Raw genomic sequence first — 16793 nt, 5'->3', positions numbered from 1 at the left:
CAATGACGGATTTCATCGAGGGCCTGCCCAAGTGTGAGCTCCACCTGCACATCGAGGGCACCCTGGAGCCGGAGCTCAAGTTCGAGCTCGCCGGGCGCAACGGCATCGAGCTGCCCTACGCCTCCGTCGAGGAGATCAAGGCGGCCTACTCCTTCGACGACCTGCCGTCGTTCCTGAAGATCTACTACGAGGGCATGGACGTGCTCCGCACCGAGCCCGACTTCTACGACCTGGCCATGGCCTACCTGCGCAAGGCCGCCTCGCAGAACGTCCGCTACGCGGAGATCTTCTTCGACCCGCAGGCCCACACCTCGCGCGGCGTGCCGTTCGACCTCGTGATCCGCGGCCTGCGCCGGGCGCTGATCGACGCCGAGACCCAGCTCGGGGTGAGGGCGCAGCTCATCATGTGCTTCCTGCGCGACTTCCAGGCGGAGTACGCCATGGCGACGCTGCTGGAGTCCCTTCCCTACCGCGAGTGGATCGTGGGCGTCGGCCTCGACTCCGACGAGAAGGGCAACCCCCCGGTCAAGTTCAAGGCCGTCTACGAGCGGGCCCGGCAGGAGGGCTACCTGCTGACGATGCACTGCGACGTCGACCAGGAGAACTCCACCGAGCACATCCGCCAGGCCATCGAGGAGATCGGCGTCAACCGCATCGACCACGGCGTCAACGCCCTGGAGGACCCCGCGCTCGTCGAGGCGATCAAGGCCCGGGGCCTCGGCCTGACCGTGTGCCCGATCTCCAACGGCTACGTGACCGACTCGATGAAGGACGACGCCATCCGCCGGATGCTCGACCTCGGCCTGCGCGTCACGGTCAACTCCGACGACCCGGCCTACTTCAGCGGCTACGTCCAGGAGAACCTCATCGCCCTCGCCGACGCGCTCGACCTCTCCCGGGAGGACCTCGTCCAGCTGGAGCGGAACGCCTTCGAGATCACCTGGCTCCCCCGCCACCTGAAGGACGCCTACCTCGCCGAACTCGACGCCTACGCCGCTCCCTGAGGCTCCGGCCCCGCGTCCCGGGACCTCCCCCGCCCCCGCGCCCTGAGCGCCGCCGCTCAGGGCGCTCAGGGCGCTCAGGACGTGCCGTGAACGGCTAGCGCATCCTGAGCGCCAGCAGGAAGTCGACCCGCTCGTCCAGGGCGTTGAGCGAGCGTCCGGTCAGCTCCTCGATCCGCTTCAACCGGTAGCGCAACGTGTTGACGTGGACGTGGAGCCGGTCGGCGGTCGCCGCCCACGAACCCGACTCCTCCAGGAACGTCTCCAGCGTCTCGACCAGGTCCGTCTGGTGGGCCGCGTCATACTCCTCCAGCGGCCCCAGCAGCCGCGTCCGGAACGAGCGGCGCAGCTCCCCCGGGATCGCCGCGATCAGCGAGCGGTGGGAGCTGACGTCGGCGCCGGTGATCGCCGACACCCGGCCCTCGCCCAGCTCGGCCAGCGTGCGGGCGTGCCGGGCCTCCTCGATCAGGCTGCTCAGCGCGGCCGGTCCCGTGGTGACGCTGCTGACGCCGATCGTGATCCGGGCCTGGCCCAGCCCGGCCTCCAGCGTGGCCGCCCCGGCCAGCATGTGGGCGGTCAGCTCGGCGGCGGTGTTGCCCGCCAGCGGGACGAGCGCGACCGCCTCCCGGCCCACCGCCGTCGCCACCCCCGGCGCCAGCGGGCGCAGCAGCTCGTCGAGCACGGCGACGCCCACCTCCTCGGCCCGGTCGGCCCCCTCGACCGCGAGCGCCACGGCCAGCAGGCCGTGCTCGGTCTCGATGTGCAGGGTGTGCAGCCGGGAGACCACGCCCGGCAGGTTCGCGTCGCCGGAGGCGAGCAGTCCCAGGAGCTGGTCCAGCACCCGCCGCTCGATCCGCTGCGCCGCCTCCAGCCGGGAGCGCTCCAGGGCCACCAGCGCGGCCAGCTCCACGATCAGGTCCTCGTGCTCGCCGCCCGCCCGCACCTGCTCCCCGGCGTAGGCCAGGAACCAGTTGGCGATCCGGTGCGGCGCCCCCTTGCTGACCGGGAACACCGACAGCACCGTGCCGTCGGCCTGCGCCGCCGTACCGGGCAGGAAGCGCGCCGACAGGAATGCGTGCGCCAGCCGCCCACCCGCCCCGGCCGGCAGCGGCTGCGAGCCCACGACCACCCGGCCGGTCGCCGACATCACCCAGCAGGGCACGTCCAGCTCCCCCGCCACCGTGGTGACGACCTTGCTCAGGCTCCCGCCGTCCACGAGCGTGCTGGCCAGCCTCCTGCGGGAGCCGTACGGCCGGCCCGGGGCGGAGCCGAACTCGTCGATCAGGGCGCGCAGCACGTATTCGGTGAGCGCGCTGAAGGAGACGTCGACGCCGAGCGCCAGCATCGGCAGCCCCGCGTCGGCGCAGGCGTCGATGAGGTCGGCCGGCGGGACCTTCAGCGCGGTGCCGGAGCAGAGCGCGGCGACCCCGGCCTCCACCAGCGCCGCCACGAACCGCCCGGCGGACTCGGGGCCGTCGTGCCAGGTCAGCTCGGTCAGGACGAGCTCACCGGCCTTGAGGAAGCGGCCCGGCTCGATCAGGTCGGTGGTCGCGACGCCACGGACCCGGCGGTCGAGCAGATCGTGGCCGCTGAGCACCTTCAGCCCCAGGTGATCGACCTGGCACAGGTCCCGCAGGCGCATACGAGTAGGTTAGCCGCGGCTCAGACCGGCCAGGACTCCCGCCGCCACGCCGCGTCCCAGAACAGCCACTCGTAGCGCGCGGTGGTCAGCGCGTGCTCGCACAGCCTCCCCCGGTCGGTCTCGGGCAGCTCCGCGGCGACCCCGTCGAGCAGGTCCAGCACCCCGGCGACGGTCTCCTGGTAGTGCTCGTTGCCGTAGGTCTCGATCCACCACGCGTAGAGCGGGTCGGGCGACGACTGCTTCAGCAGCTCCTCGCCGACCTTCGCGTAGATCCAGTAACAGGGCACGATCGCGCCCAGCGCCTCGGGGAAGGTGCCCAGGTGGCAGGCTCGCAGCAGGTAGGAGCCGTAACCGACGGTGGTGGGAGTGGCCCCCTCGCCGAGCGCGTCGCCCTCGTCCATCCCGAACGCGGCCAGCAGCTCGACGTGGAGGCTGTGCTCGACCTCGACCGTGCGCGCCGCGTCGGCGGCGAAGCGCTGCACCACGGCCGGGTCGGCGGCCCGCACCCCGCAGGCCGCCAGCGCCCGCGCGTAGTCGGGCAGGAAGTGCGTCTCCTGCACCACGAAGTGCCGGAAGACCTCACGCGGCAGGGTCCCGTCGGTCAGCCCCGTGAGAAACGGGTGGACCAGGATCTCGCCGTAGACACCCTCGACGACCTGCCACAACTCATCACGGAACCGGCTCACGCCAGCGATGCTACCGGCATCGCCGCCGCGGGGTTGACTTAATTAATACGGTCGTCCATATTGAAGGGGTGGCCAGACCATCGAAGAAGGAACAGATCCTGCGCGAGGGCCTAGAGGTGGTGCGCCGCCGGGGGTTCAACGCCGCCGGAGTGCGCGACATCACCTCCGCGGCGGGCGTGCCGCAGGGCTCATTCACCAATCACTTCACCTCCAAGGAGGCGTTCGGGCTGGAGATTCTCGACCGCTACTTCGCCGACGTGCACACGACCATGGCGGCGACCGTGGAGGGGGCCGGCAGCGGGCCGCTGGAAAGGCTGCGCGCCTACTTCGACGCGATCACCGACCGGCTTGAGGATCGCGGCTGGCACCACGGCTGCCTGATCGGGAACATGAGCCTGGAGGTGGCCGAGCACAGCGAGGCGATCCGCGCCAGGCTCACCGAGATCTTCAGCCAGTGGCGGGAGCCTTTCGCGCGGTGCCTGCTGGAGGCCGAGGCCGCCGGTCAGATCCGGCTCGACGTGCCGGCCGTGGAGCTGGCGGACTTCCTGATCACCTCATGGCAGGGCGCCATCCTCCGCATGAAGGTCGAGCGGACCCCCGAACCCCTGGAGCGGTTCAAGCGCGTCGTGTTCGCCACAGTGATCCATTCCTGACGAGCACGGTCGTCCATCCCGAGAACGAGAGAAGAGAGTTCGATGACATCCCCCCAGACTCCGCGGATCGACGCCGCCGACCCCCACCCCCGCAGGCGGATCCGTGTCCTGGACACCGAGATGAGCCACGTCGACACGGGCGACGGTGACCCGATCGTGTTCCTGCACGGGAACCCGACCTCCGCCTATCTCTGGCGCAACATCATCCCCGCCGTCCACGACCTCGGCCGGTGCCTGGCCCCGGACCTGGTCGGCATGGGCCGCTCCGGCCCGGCACCCGACGGCGGCTACCGGTTCGGCGACCACGCGCTCTATCTCGACGCGTGGTTCGACGCCCTGGGCCTGACGGAGAACGTCACACTGGTCCTGCACGACTGGGGATCGGCGCTCGGTTTCCACTGGGCGGCCCGTCACCCGGAGCGGGTCAAGGCGATCGCCTACATGGAGGCCATCGTCCAGCCCCGGCTCTGGTCGGACTTCCCGCACGGCCGCGACGAGCTGTTCCGCGCGCTCCGGTCCGACCGGGGAGAACACCTGGTCATGGAGGAGAACTTCTTCGTCGAGACGGTCCTGCCCAAGAGCGTCATGCGCACGCTGACCGACGAGGAGATGGCGGCCTACCGCGCGCCGTTCCAGACGCCCGCCTCCCGCCTGCCGACGCTGGTGCTCGCCCGTGAGCTGCCGATCGACGGGACTCCCGGCGACGTCGCCGAGATCGTCGAACAGTACGGGCGCCACCTCTCGCAGAGTCCCGTCCCCAAGCTGCTCGTGGCGGCCGAGCCCGGGGCCCTGCTCGTCGGCCGGGCCGCGGAATACGCCCGGAGCTGGCCGAACCAGCGCGAGGTGACCGTCAAGGGGAGCCACTACATCCAGGAGGACTCCCCCGTCGAGATCGGAACCGCTCTCCGCGACTTCCTCAACGATCTCTGACGCCTCCGGCGGTCCCCGGCCCGCGGGCGCGGACGGCCTCGCCCGGCTCCCGCCCGGCGGGACGGCCCGGCGGGCACACCGCCGCTCAGAGGGCGCGGCGCATCACGACGCGGGGCGCGAGCTCGATGCCCAGCTCCCGCTCGTGGTCCACCAGTGCGGCCAGCTCCGTCCCCCACTCGGCCGGATCGAGCACGGCGAAGCCCCGCTGGGCGTACCACGGCCCGTTCCAGGGCACGTCCCGGAAGGTCGTCAGCGTCACGGCCGCCGAGCCCGCCGAGGCCGCGTGGTCGCAGACCGCCTCCAGCAGGCGCCCGCCGATGCCCTGCCGCCCGTGGTCGGGGTGGACGGCGAGCTGGTCGAGGTGGACCAGCCCGTCCACCCAGCCGATCATCGCGAACCCGACCGGCGGGGTCCCGGCGACCAGGACCCGCGACGGGTCGTCGGTCTCCTCGACCATCGTGGTCCCCTCCGGGAAGGTGATGCCCACCTGGGCGAACACCCCGTCGGCGGCGACCTCCACCGCCGCCAGGCCGGGCAGCTCCCCGGCCACGGCCCAGCGGACCTCAGTCGAAATCGAAGATCGAGTGCTTGTCATAGAACTGGAGGATATAGCGGCACCGCACGCAGATCATCAGGGTTATCCGGTGGGAGGTGATCCCCCACCGACTGTCGACCCTGCCGTGCTCCTGCTGGAACTCCGTGCCCTGACAGAGGGGACAGACGAGCTCGGATCGCGTCATATCCGGTAGACGGACAGGCCGCCTCCGGAGTTCCTCGACCGGTCCCGGAGTGTCTCGGCCAGGTCCCGGAGTGTCTCGGTCACAGGTCGAGCAGGGGCTCCAGGCCGACGGTCAGTCCGGGCGTCTCCCCGACCCGGCGCACGCCCAGCAGCACGCCCGGCGTGAACGACGAGCGGCTCATGGTGTCGTGGCGGATGGTGAGCGTCTCCCCGTCGCCGCCCATGAGCACCTCCTGGTGGGCGACCAGCCCGGCCAGCCGCACGGAGTGCACGCGGACCCCGTCCACCTCCGCGCCCCGCGCCCCCTCCAGCTCGGCGCTGGTGGCGTCGGGCATCGGCCCCACCCCGGCCTTGCTCCGCGCCTCGGCGACCAGCTCCGCCGTACGGCGGGCGGTGCCGGAGGGCGCGTCGGCCTTGTTCGGGTGGTGCAACTCGACGATCTCGACGGAGTCGAAGTATCGGGCGGCCTGCTGGGCGAAGTGCATCATCAGCACGGCGGCGATGCCGAAGTTGGGGGCGATCAGCGCGTTGACGCCGGGGTTGTCGTCCAGCCAGCCCCTGACGGTCGCCAGCCGCCCGGCGTCGAAGCCGGTGGTGCCGACCACCGGGTGGATGCCGTGGGAGATGCACCATTCGAGGTTGCCCATGACCACGTCGGGGTGGGTGAAGTCGACCACCACCTCCGAGCCCGCGAGACCCTCGATCGGGTCGCCCTTGTCGACCGCCGCGACCAGCTCCAGGTCGTCGGCCGCCTCGACGGCCCTGCACACTTCGATACCGACACGCCCGCGGGCGCCGAGAACTCCAACCCTGATCACGGCCCAAGGCTATACCGTCCGCCTCCGCGCGGACCCGCCAGCCATGCCCTGACCTCGCACGCCGCGCCCGGACGGACAACGGCCCCGGCGCACGGGGCGCCGGGGCCGTTGGCGACAGGACGGCTAGCCGTTCACGGCCCAGCTGAAGTCCTTGTCCTCGTAGGGGCCGATCACCGCGAGGGTCATCGGACGGTTGAGGACGTCGCGGGCGACCTCGGTGATCTCATCCGGCGTCACCGCCTCGATCCTGGCCAGGACGTCGTCGACGGAGAGCAGCTCGTCGTAGACGAGCTCGCCCTTGCCGATCCTGGACATCCTGGAGCCGGTGTCCTCCAGCCCGAGCACCAGACCGCCGCGCATCTGTCCCTTGCCGCGGACGATCTCCTCCTCGGTGATGCCGTCGGCGATCACCCGGAGGACCTCCTCACGGCAGATCTTCAGCACGTCGTCGGTCTTCGACGGCAGGCAGCCGACGTAGATGCCGAACTGGCCGGTGTCGGCGTGGGCGGAGGTGTAGGAGTAGGCGGAGTAGGCCAGCCCCCGCTTCTCCCTGATCTCCTGGAACAGCCGCGAGGACATGCCGCCGCCCAGGGCCGCGTTGAACACGCCCAGCGCGAAGCGGCGCTCGTCGGTGCGGGTGAGGCCGGTCGTGCCGAGGACCAGGTTGGCCTGCTCGGTCGGCCGGTGCACCACCCGGACCCCGGAGCGGGTCCCGACGCCGGGGCCGGACAGACGCGGAGGGATGGGCGAGGCGTCCCCGCCGAGGGCTCCGGCCCGCTCGTAGGCCGCGGCGACCAGCGCGACGACCTGCTCGTGGCTGACGTTGCCGGCCACCGACACCACGGTGTGCGTCGGCAGGTAGTAGCGGTGGTAGTACTCGGCGATCCGGTCACGGCTGACGGCGTTGATCGACTCGACCGTGCCGAGGATCGGCCGGCCGATGGGCGTGTCGCCGTACAGCTCGGCGGAGAACTGCTCGTGCACCATGTCGGAGGGGTCGTCGTCGTGCATGGCGATCTCCTCCAGGATCACGCCACGCTCGGCCTCGACGTCCTCCGGGGTGATGAGCGAGGAGGTCACCACGTCGGCGAGCACGTCGATCGCCACCCGCAGGTCCTCGTCGAGGACCCGCGCGTAGTAGCAGGTGTATTCCTTGGCGGTGAAGGCGTTGATCTCACCGCCGATGCCCTCGATCGCCGCGGAGATCTCCAGTGCGTCCCGCGTGGGGGTGCCCTTGAACAGCAGGTGCTCAAGGAAGTGGGAGGCCCCCATGTGCTCGGGGGCCTCGTCCCGCGATCCGATGCCGACCCACATGCCGACCGCGACGGAACGCACGGTCGGCATGGACTCGGTCACCACCCGGAGCCCACCGGGGAGGACGGTGCGCTGCACCACCCCGGCACCGTCCTTGCCGGGGTGCAGAGTGGTGGTCATCACGAGTTGCGGTCTTCTCCTCCGCGGCCGCCGCCGCTGGTGCGGGTGCGGGTGCGGCGGGGCCGCTCCTCGCGGGGCCGCTCGTCGGCGGCGGGTGCCGCGGGCTCCTCCTCGGGGGCGCCGCCCTCGGCCTTGGCCGCGGCCTCCTTCTCGATGACCTCGACGGGCACCAGGGAGAGCTTGCCGCGCGAGTCGATCTCGGCGATCTCCACCTGGACCTTCTCGCCGACGTTCATGACGTCCTCGACGTTCTCGATGCGCTTGCCGCCGTGCAGCTTGCGGATCTGGGAGACGTGCAGCAGGCCGTCCTTGCCCGGCATGAGGGAGATGAAAGCGCCGAAGGCGGCGATCTTGACGACCGTGCCCAGGTAGCGCTCGCCGACCTCCGGCATGTGCGGGTTGGCGATGGCGTTGATCGCCGACCGGGCCGCCTCGGCGGACGGGCCGTCGGTGGCGCCGATGTAGATGGTCCCGTCGTCCTCGATCGTGATCTCGGCGCCGGTGTCGTCCTGGATCTGGTTGATCATCTTGCCCTTCGGGCCGATGACCTCGCCGATCTTGTCCACCGGGACCTTGATCGTGATGATGCGCGGGGCCGTCGCGTTCATCTCCGCCGGGGAGTCGATGGCCTCCTGCATCACGTCGATGATGGCCAGGCGGGCGCCCTTGGCCTGCTTCAGCGCGGCGGCCAGGACCGAGGCGGGGATGCCGTCGAGCTTGGTGTCGAGCTGGAGGGCGGTGATGACGTCCTTGGTGCCGGCGACCTTGAAGTCCATGTCGCCCATGGCGTCCTCGGCGCCGAGGATGTCGGTCAGCGTGACGTACTGGTCGCCCTCGTTGATCAGGCCCATCGCGATGCCCGCGACGATGCCCTTGAGGGGGACGCCCGCGTCGAGCAGCGCCATGGTCGAGGCGCAGACCGAGCCCATGGAGGTCGAGCCGTTGGAGCCCAGCGCCTCGGAGACCTGGCGGATCGCGTAGGGGAACTCCTCGCGGGCCGGCAGGACCGGGACGAGCGCCCGCTCGGCGAGCGCGCCGTGGCCGATCTCGCGGCGCTTGGGCGAGCCCACCCGGCCGGTCTCACCGGTGGAGTAGGGCGGGAAGTTGTAGTTGTGCATGTAGCGCTTGGTGCGCTCCGGGTTGAGCGTGTCGATCATCTGCTCCATGCGGAGCATGTTCAGCGTGGTGATGCCCAGGATCTGGGTCTCGCCGCGCTCGAACAGAGCCGAGCCGTGCACCCGGGGCACGACGTGGACCTCGGCGTTGAGCTGCCGGATGTCCTTGACGCCGCGGCCGTCGATGCGGACGCCCTCGGAGATGACCCGCTCGCGCATGAGCTTCTTGGTCAGCGAGCGGAACGCCGCGCCGATCTCCTTCTCGCGGCCCTCGAACTCGGAGCCGACCTTCTCGGCGGCCAGGGCCTTGACGCGGTCGAGCTCGGTCTCGCGCTCCTGCTTGCCGGCGATGGTCAGCGCCGCGGCCAGCTCGCTCTTGACCGCGCCGGTCACCGCCTCCAGGACGTCGTCCTGGTAGTCGAGGAACAGCGGGTATTCGGCGGTCTCCTTGGCGGCGACCTTGGCGACCTTGGACTGCGCCTCGCACAGGACCTTGATGAACGGCTTGGAGGCCTCCAGGCCCTGGGCGACGGTCTCCTCGGTCGGAGCCACGGCGCCGTCGGCGACGAGCTTGAGCGTGTCGCGGGTGGACTCGGCCTCGACCATCATGATCGCGACGTCGCCGTCCTCCAGGACGCGGCCGGCGACCACCATGTCGAAGGTGGCGTTGGCCAGCTCCGCGTGGGTCGGGAAGGCGACCCACTGGCCCTCGATCAGCGCGACGCGGACGCCGCCGATCGGGCCGGAGAAGGGCAGCCCGGCGAGCTGGGTGGACAGGGACGCGGCGTTGATCGCGACCACGTCGTAGAGGTGGTCGGGGTTGAGCGCCATGACGGTCGCGACGACCTGGATCTCGTTGCGCAGCCCCTTGACGAACGACGGGCGCAGCGGCCGGTCGATCAGCCGACAGGTGAGGATGGCGTCCTCGGAGGGACGGCCCTCACGGCGGAAGAAGGAGCCGGGGATGCGGCCCGCGGCGTACATCCGCTCCTCGACGTCCACCGTGAGGGGGAAGAAGTCGAGGTTCTCCTTGGGATTCTTGGAAGCGGTGGTCGCGGACAGGACCATCGTCTCGTCGTCCAGGTAGACGACGGCGGAACCCGCCGCCTGGCGTGCGAGCCGGCCGGTCTCGAACCGGATGGTACGCGTGCCGAAAGAGCCGTTGTCGATGACGGCTTCACTGCTGTGGACACCCTCCACGGGGGACCTCCTTGTAACTCGGTCGCCCGCGCCCACTCAGGCACGCGTCTCGCGCCTGAGTCGTCTGCTTGCCGGCTCCCCGTAGGTGCAGCGCCGGTCTTCGATCGAAGCGCCCGGTTCCGTACGGCTCACGCCATGATGACCGGGGGCCACTACCGAGGACCGGCCCTCCGACGCCGTGGGGCGCGCTTGCTGGCGGACGCGGGGCACTGTCTCGGCTATTCAGTTTGCTCACTGGGACGGCGTCTGCATGGCGCGACGCGCCGACACCGGCCCATATGAGATCCATATGAGATGAGGGAGCGGCGCGGACGCCACTCCCTCACAACTCTATCGGCGCAGGCCGAGCCGCTCGATGAGCGAACGGTAGCGCGCGATGTCCTTGCTCTGCAGGTACTTGAGCAGACGGCGGCGGCGACCCACGAGCAGCAGCAGGCCGCGGCGGCTGTGGTGGTCGTGCTTGTGCGTCTTCAGGTGCTCGGTGAGCTCGCTGATGCGCTTGCTCAGCAGCGCGATCTGCACCTCGGGGGAACCGGTGTCGGTCTCACCCTTGGCGTACTCACCGATGATCTGCTTCTTGGCGGCGGTGTCGAGCGACACGTCTCTCCTTGGACTCCTACGGGCACGCGTGATGTACAAGATGCCCGAGCGACCGTGCGTGCCTACAGTCGCCGTGGCGAGATCAGCGCCGGGGTTGTGACACCGCCGGTTACAGAGCTGACATGCCAGGTTACCATCAGCCCTCCCGTCATCGCACATCCACGGGAGCGCCGGGGCCTCAGCCCCTCCGGTGGACGGTCCGGCCGTCGACGATCACCGTCTCGGCCCGGACCTCGGGGATGCGGGCGGCCGGGATCTCGAAGAGGTCCTCGGACAGGATCACCAGGTCGGCGAGCTTGCCCGCGGTCAGCGAGCCCCGGTCGTGGTCGCAGAAGTTGGCGTAGGCCGAGCCTAGGGTGTAGGCGCGGACGGCGGTCTCCAGATCCACGCACTCCTGCGGCATCCAGGCCGGGCCGCCGGCGAGGCCCTGCCGGGTGACGGCGGTGTAGATGCCGATCATCGGGTCCATCTCGGCCACGTTCCAGTCGCTGGAGAAGGCCAGCACCGCTCCCGCCTCGTGCAGCGAGCGCATCGGCCAGGCCTTGCCCCACCGCTCCGGGCCGACCGCCGAGGCCCAGTCGTGGCCGGGACCGGCGATGTCGGGCGAGCAGTGCCGGGGCTGCATGCAGGCCACCACGCCCAGCGAGGTGAAGCGCGGCACGTCGGCCGGGTCGAGGCACTCCACGTGGACGACCTGGTGGCGGGCGTCACGGCGGCCGTTGACCCGGAAGGCGTGCTCGACGGCGTCCAGCACGGTGCGGATGCCCCGGTCGCCGGTGGCGTGCACGAACGCCTGGAAGCCCGCGGCGTCCAGCTTGGCCAGCAGGCCGGCGAACTCCTCCGGCGGGTAGAAGGTCTCGCCGCGGTGCGAGTGCCCGCAGTAGGGCTCCAGGAGCGCGGCGGTGTGCGGCTCCACCACGTCGTCGATGTAGAGCTTGAGGGGCCCGACCCGGAACCACTCGTCGTCGTGCTCGGCCGCCGCGGCGGCGAAGTCCGCCAGGTCCGCCTCGTCCGTCCCGCGGGGGTGGAAGAGTGCTGCGATCACCCGGGAGCGGAGCCGTCCCTCGGCCCTGGCCCGCCGGAACAGGGCCAGGTCGTCCAGCGAGTTCTGCGGTTCGACGATCGTGGTGACGCCCAGGGCGGTGGCCATGTCGAGGCTGGCCAGCAGGCGGGGGTAGGCGCGGTCCTGGCCGGCCCACGGCACGCCGAGATCGGCCAGCGCCCGCTGCCCGGCGTGGGAGAGCCCGCGCACCGCGAACTCGGTGACGAATCCGGTCGGCTCTCCCGACCCGTCGGTCTGGGCCACGCCGAACGGCAGGTCCGTGTGGTCGCGGTCGATGCCGAGTGCGCGCATCGCGGCGGTGTTCAGCCACATGGTGTGCACGTCGTAGCTGAACACGAAGGCGGGCAGGCCCTCGGTGAGCGGGTCCAGGTCGGCGGCGCGGGGCATCCTGCCGCCGGGGACGGCGGAGTACTCGAACGCCTCGCACTCGATCCACCGGGCCTGTGGGTTGGCCCGCCGCCACCGCGCGATCCGCCGGCCGATCTCCTCCAGCGAGCGGGCGCCGGCGAGCTGGACGCACGCCTCGTCCGAGCCCAGCCGGACGTGGTTGTGCGCGTCCACGAAACCGGGCAGGACCAGCCGGCCGCCGGCGTCGAGCGTCTCGGCGGCGGCGGGGGCGTCGGCGTCGGCGCCCACCCAGGTGATCCGCCCGTCCCGTACGGCCAGCGCCTGCGCCCGTGGCAGCGCGGGGTCGACGGTGTGGATGCGGGCGTTCCGCACGACCAGGTCGTTCATCGCTCAGTCCTCGGTGGTCGTCACGACCCAGCGGGTCAGCGGGCGGGGGCGCAGGTAGAGCAGGTAGTAGGCGGTGAAGAGCGCCACGATGACACCCGCGATGGCCAGGTCGACCCACGACTGCTCGGCCAGGGCGTAGGCCAGGGCGGCGACCACCGCGACCGGGATCGCCGGCCACAGCGGCATCCGCCACGCGGCGACCTCGCGGTGCCCGGCCGACCGGGCGCGCAGCGCCGCCACCGCGATCAGCAGGGAGACGACCGTCAGGACGACCGACGTCACCCCGAGCAGCCCCTCGATGTCGAACAGCGCGGCCATGAGCGCGCCGGGCAGGCCGATGGCCAGGGTGCTCACCCAGGGGGATCCCCATCGGGGGTGGAGCCTGGTCAGGGCCCGGTTGACCGGCTCGGGCCAGGCCCGGTCGCGGCCGGAGGCGAAGATGACCCGGCCGTTCTGCAGGGCCATGACCAGCACCGCGTTCAGGATGGCGATGGCGATGCCCAGGTTGATGAAGACCGCGAAGCCGGGGCCGGCCCAGGCCCGCACGTAGTCGGGGAAGGTGCCGTCGACCAGGTCGCCGAGCGAGCCGACGCCGAGCACGGCGGCCGCCGTGGGCACGATGATGACGACCCCGGCCAGGCCGAGCGCCCAGAAGACCGTGCGCGGCACGTTCCGGCGCGGCTGCTTGATCTCCTCGGTGAGGTAGACGGCGGACCCGAAGCCGTTGAAGGAGAACATCGTGACGGTGAGCCCGGCCATCAGGATCGCCAGGGAGAACGCCGACAGGCCGCCCTGGCCGTCCGGCACCACCGGGGAGACGAGCACCGACACGTCACGCTGGGCGTGGGCGAAGCCGAGCCCGGCGACCACCATGGCGGCGACCACCTCGATGGCCAGGAAGACGCCGGTGATGAAGGCGTTGGAGCGCACGTCGAGCACCGCGAACAGGGTGGCCAGCAGCATGACGACCGCGCCGGCCAGCGAGCGGTCCACGGCGAACAGGTCGGAGAGGTAGTCGGCGGTCCCCAGCGCGATGATCGGCGGAATGATGATCAGCAGGACGGCCGACAGACCGAAGGTGAGCCAGCCGGCGAAACGTCCCAGAAGCGTGGTGACCATGGCGTACTCGCCGCCGGAGCTCGGCGCGAGCGTGCCCAACTCGGCGTAGCAGAAGGCGATGCCGACCGAGACCACCAGGCCGGCGACGAGCGCGATGACCGCTCCGCTTCCCTGACCTGCGAGAACCTCGGGGACGATGATGAACAGCGACGAGGTGGGCGTGATGCACGACAGGGTCAGCATGACCGCGCCGAAGAGGCCTAGCACCCGGGGCAGGGAGGGTGCCGCTTGTTGCTTGAGCACGGGGGACATTCCTCACATGGCGATCATTTTGAACGGCATTCAAATATTTGAATGTCATTCAAAATGCACTGCCGTACAGTCGGACGTCAAGAGTGCGCCAGGACCCTTTACCGGAACGAGGCGAAATGGCACGACGGCGGCTGGAACGTCCACGCGAGCAGATGCTCGAAGCGGCGATGGAGGCGATCACCGAACACGGGCTGGCCGAGCTGACGATGGCGGCGCTGGCCCGGCGGCTGGGCACCAGCGGCGGCCACGTCCTCTACTACTTCGGCAGCAAGGACCAGGTCCTGCTGGAGACCCTGCGCTGGAGCGAGGACAGGCACACGAGGTCCAGGGCGACGCTGCTCGCCGCGGGAGGCAGCGCGCTGGAGCGGCTCGACGACTACGTGTCGATCTACCTGCCGGAGGGGGCGGGCGACCCGCGCTGGCTGCTCTGGGTGGATGTCTGGAGCCGCACCCCGGCGGTGCCCGCGCTGCGCGAGGGCCAGGTGGAGATCGACCTGGGCTGGCACCGCGACCTGGTCGCGCTGCTGGAGCAGGGCGCGCACGGGGGCGAGTTCGCCGGCGTCGACCTGGAGTCCTTCTCGGTACGGTTCCGCGCCATGCTGGACGGCTTCAGCACCCAGATCGTGATCGGCGTGCCCGGGGTGAGCCGGGAGGGCGCCGCCGCCCACGCCCTGGCCTACGCCCGGCAGGTGCTCGGAGCCGCCCCCGCGCCCACCGGCTGACGCCCCGGCGCCCACCGGCTGAGCCGCCTCCGGCCCCGGGCCCGGACGGCCCGTCCGGGCCGTCCGGGCGGGGCCGCGGGTTCAGGAGGTGAGGCGGCGGGCCTCGTCGACGTCGGCGCGTATCTGGTCGATGAGCGCCTCGACCGATTCGAACCTGACGTTGCCGCGGAGCCGGGGCCCGAAGTCCACGGCCATGTGGGCGCCGTAGAGGTCGAGGTCGTCACGGTCGAGCGCGTAGGCCTCGACGGTGCGCGGCACCCCCTCGAAGGTGGGGTTGGTGCCCACCGAGATGGCCGCGGGCCAGCGCTCGCCGCCGTAGACGGCCGGCAGGTTGCCCGTCGAGATGCCCTGCAGCCAGCCGGCGTAGACGCCGTCGGCGGGGATCGCGGTGAAGTCGGGGGACTCCATGTTGGCCGTCGGGAAGCCCAGCTGGCGGCCGCGCTGGTAACCGCGGACGACCACGCCCTCGACCCGGTGCGGGCGGCCCAGCGCCGCGGCGACGGCCTCCATGTCCCCGGCGGCGAGCCGCTCGCGGATGAGGGTGGAGGAGATGGTCTCCCCGTTGCTCACCAGCGGGACCGCCTCCGCCACGAAGTCGTATTTCTCGCCGAGGGTCTGCAACGTCTCGACGTCACCGGACGCCTTGTGCCCGAAGCGGAAGTTCTCGCCCACCACGACCCCGCCCGCGTGGAGCCGGTCGACCAGCACGGTCTGCACGAACTCGTCCGGGGTCATCCGGGAGAACTCCAGCGTGAACGGCAGCACGCACACCGCGTCCACGCCGAGCGCGGCGAGCAGCTCGGTGCGGTGCCGGGCCGTCGTCAGCCGGGGCGGGTGCGTGCCGGGCCGCACCACCTCCTCCGGATGCGGGTCGAAGGTCACCACGACCGAGAGCAGCCCGAGCTCGTCGGCCATCTCGACGGCACGGGCCACCATCTGCTGGTGGCCGCGGTGAACCCCGTCGAAGACGCCGATCGTGATGACGGACCTGCCCCAGTCTTCGGGCACGTCGTCCAATCCGTGCCAGCCTCGCACCGCAGCCTCTTCCCCTTGTAGCGGATCGACCCCTAAAGCCTGCCATGCTTGGCCGCCATCTCTCCAATCGGGGAGCTCATTGGAAAGTGACAGGCCACCTGACGTCCCCCGACGCGGCCCAGCGCGGGACGTTCGGTACGGCAGCGCTCCTGGGCGATCGGACAGCGGGGATGGAAGGAGCACCCCGTGGGCCGGTCGATCGGGCTGGGCACGTCACCGGTCAGCACGACGCGCTCGCGGCGCGGCGCCCCGGACCCGTCGTCGATCTCCGGGACCGCCGACAGCAGCGCGTGGGTGTAGGGATGCGAGGGCGCGGCGTACAGCGCCTCGGCCTCGGCCACCTCGACGATCTCCCCCAGATACATCACCGCGATCCGGTCCGAGACGTGCCGCACCACGCCCAGGTCGTGCGCGATGAAGACGTAGGTGAGCCCGAGCTCGTCCTGCAGGTCCGCGAAGAGGTTGAGCACCTGCGCCTGCACCGACACGTCGAGCGCCGAGACCGGTTCGTCGGCCACCACGAGCTTGGGCGACAGGGCGATGGCCCGGGCGATGCCGATCCGCTGGCGCTGGCCGCCGGAGAACTCGTGCGGGTAGCGGTCCAGGTGGGTCCTGGCCAGCCCGACCAGGTCGAACAGCTCGCCGACCCGCCTCCTGACCGCGGCGGCGTCGCCGTGGCCGTGGATCCTGAGCGGCTCGGCGACCGCGTCACCGGCCGTGCGGCGCGGGTTGAGCGAGGCGTAGGGGTCCTGGAAGACGAGCTGCAGGCCCTTGCGGACCGGGCGGAGGGCGCGCCGGGACAGGGCGGTGATGTCCTGCCCGTCGAACTCCACCCGGCCGGCGGTGACGTCGGTCAGCCGGACCAGGCAGCGGCCGAGCGTGGACTTGCCGCACCCGGACTCGCCGACCACGCCGAGGGTCTCCCCGGTCCGGACCTCCAGCGAGACCCCGTTGACGGCCTGCACGCCGCGGCCGCCGCGCGCCTTGAAGTGCTTGACCACATCGGTGGCCCTGAGCAGGGTGCTCATCGTCGTGTCCGCTGTGTTCAC

16 protein-coding genes are annotated in these 16793 nt (G+C 71.1%); 4 read left to right on the top strand and 12 right to left on the bottom strand.

Annotation, left to right across the window (positions count from 1 at the left end):
* Positions 1-2 precede the first annotated feature (2 nt).
* Positions 3-1004 carry an adenosine deaminase gene (locus tag J2S55_RS02395; protein ID WP_306856944.1) on the top strand — a complete coding sequence of 334 codons (1002 nt, stop codon included), beginning with the start codon at positions 3-5 and terminating at the stop codon, positions 1002-1004.
* A gap of 94 nt (positions 1005-1098) precedes the next feature.
* Here the strand turns inward: J2S55_RS02395 and J2S55_RS02390 are convergent, their stop codons facing one another.
* A complete protein-coding gene (locus J2S55_RS02390) occupies positions 1099-2643 on the bottom strand; it encodes a PucR family transcriptional regulator (RefSeq protein ID WP_306856943.1) in 1545 nt (514 codons plus the stop codon).
* Positions 2644-2663: 20 nt separating this feature from the next.
* On the bottom strand, positions 2664-3329 hold the full coding sequence (tenA, locus tag J2S55_RS02385) for a thiaminase II (RefSeq protein ID WP_306856942.1): 666 nt from the start codon (positions 3327-3329) through the stop codon (positions 2664-2666).
* A 68-nt stretch (positions 3330-3397) separates the two neighbouring features.
* On the opposite strand from tenA, the gene J2S55_RS02380 reads away from it, so the two are divergent.
* Complete coding sequence (locus tag J2S55_RS02380; RefSeq protein WP_306856941.1) at positions 3398-3982, top strand: TetR/AcrR family transcriptional regulator; 585 nt, start codon at positions 3398-3400, stop codon at positions 3980-3982.
* 42 nt (positions 3983-4024) lie between these two features.
* Positions 4025-4912 (top strand): haloalkane dehalogenase, encoded by an 888-nt coding sequence (locus J2S55_RS02375; protein ID WP_306856940.1) that lies wholly within the window; start codon positions 4025-4027, stop codon positions 4910-4912.
* Between the two features lie 85 nt (positions 4913-4997).
* Here J2S55_RS02375 and J2S55_RS02370 read toward each other — a convergent pair whose 3' ends face one another.
* From J2S55_RS02370 to J2S55_RS02335, 8 genes are all read right to left on the bottom strand, one after another.
* A complete protein-coding gene (locus J2S55_RS02370) occupies positions 4998-5507 on the bottom strand; it encodes a GNAT family N-acetyltransferase (protein WP_306856939.1) in 510 nt (169 codons plus the stop codon).
* Positions 5476-5652, bottom strand: a complete 177-nt coding sequence (locus tag J2S55_RS02365; protein WP_306856938.1) for a hypothetical protein — start codon at positions 5650-5652, stop codon at positions 5476-5478. Before J2S55_RS02365 ends, J2S55_RS02370 begins: the two co-directional genes overlap by 32 nt.
* 79 nt (positions 5653-5731) lie before the next feature.
* Positions 5732-6469: a 4-hydroxy-tetrahydrodipicolinate reductase gene (gene dapB, locus J2S55_RS02360; RefSeq protein ID WP_306856937.1), complete on the bottom strand. Its 738-nt coding sequence runs from the start codon at positions 6467-6469 to the stop codon at positions 5732-5734.
* A 123-nt stretch (positions 6470-6592) separates the two neighbouring features.
* A complete protein-coding gene (locus J2S55_RS02355) occupies positions 6593-7903 on the bottom strand; it encodes a M16 family metallopeptidase (RefSeq protein ID WP_306858545.1) in 1311 nt (436 codons plus the stop codon).
* Positions 7903-10218 (bottom strand): polyribonucleotide nucleotidyltransferase, encoded by a 2316-nt coding sequence (locus J2S55_RS02350; RefSeq protein WP_306856936.1) that lies wholly within the window; start codon positions 10216-10218, stop codon positions 7903-7905. Before J2S55_RS02350 ends, J2S55_RS02355 begins: the two co-directional genes overlap by 1 nt.
* Before the next feature lie 330 nt (positions 10219-10548).
* Complete coding sequence (rpsO, locus tag J2S55_RS02345; protein ID WP_012888860.1) at positions 10549-10818, bottom strand: 30S ribosomal protein S15; 270 nt, start codon at positions 10816-10818, stop codon at positions 10549-10551.
* A 178-nt stretch (positions 10819-10996) separates the two neighbouring features.
* Positions 10997-12616, bottom strand: coding sequence for an amidohydrolase (locus J2S55_RS02340; RefSeq protein ID WP_306856932.1), 1620 nt, complete (start codon positions 12614-12616; stop codon positions 10997-10999).
* Between the two features lie 3 nt (positions 12617-12619).
* Positions 12620-13978 carry an APC family permease gene (locus J2S55_RS02335; protein ID WP_306856931.1) on the bottom strand — a complete coding sequence of 453 codons (1359 nt, stop codon included), beginning with the start codon at positions 13976-13978 and terminating at the stop codon, positions 12620-12622.
* Between the two features lie 125 nt (positions 13979-14103).
* Between J2S55_RS02335 and J2S55_RS02330 the strand changes: the two genes are divergently transcribed.
* Complete coding sequence (locus J2S55_RS02330; protein ID WP_306856930.1) at positions 14104-14709, top strand: TetR/AcrR family transcriptional regulator; 606 nt, start codon at positions 14104-14106, stop codon at positions 14707-14709.
* An 81-nt stretch (positions 14710-14790) separates the two neighbouring features.
* Here J2S55_RS02330 and J2S55_RS02325 read toward each other — a convergent pair whose 3' ends face one another.
* Positions 14791-15744 (bottom strand): bifunctional riboflavin kinase/FAD synthetase, encoded by a 954-nt coding sequence (locus tag J2S55_RS02325; protein WP_306856928.1) that lies wholly within the window; start codon positions 15742-15744, stop codon positions 14791-14793.
* A 32-nt stretch (positions 15745-15776) separates the two neighbouring features.
* A complete protein-coding gene (locus tag J2S55_RS02320) occupies positions 15777-16793 on the bottom strand; it encodes an ABC transporter ATP-binding protein (protein ID WP_370879585.1) in 1017 nt (338 codons plus the stop codon).

Source organism: Streptosporangium brasiliense (assembly GCF_030811595.1).
In the GTDB taxonomy this organism is placed as follows: Bacteria; Actinomycetota; Actinomycetes; order Streptosporangiales; family Streptosporangiaceae; genus Streptosporangium; species Streptosporangium brasiliense.
Note: the sequence above shows the minus strand (reverse complement) of the source record. Positions and strands in the feature narration are given on the sequence as shown.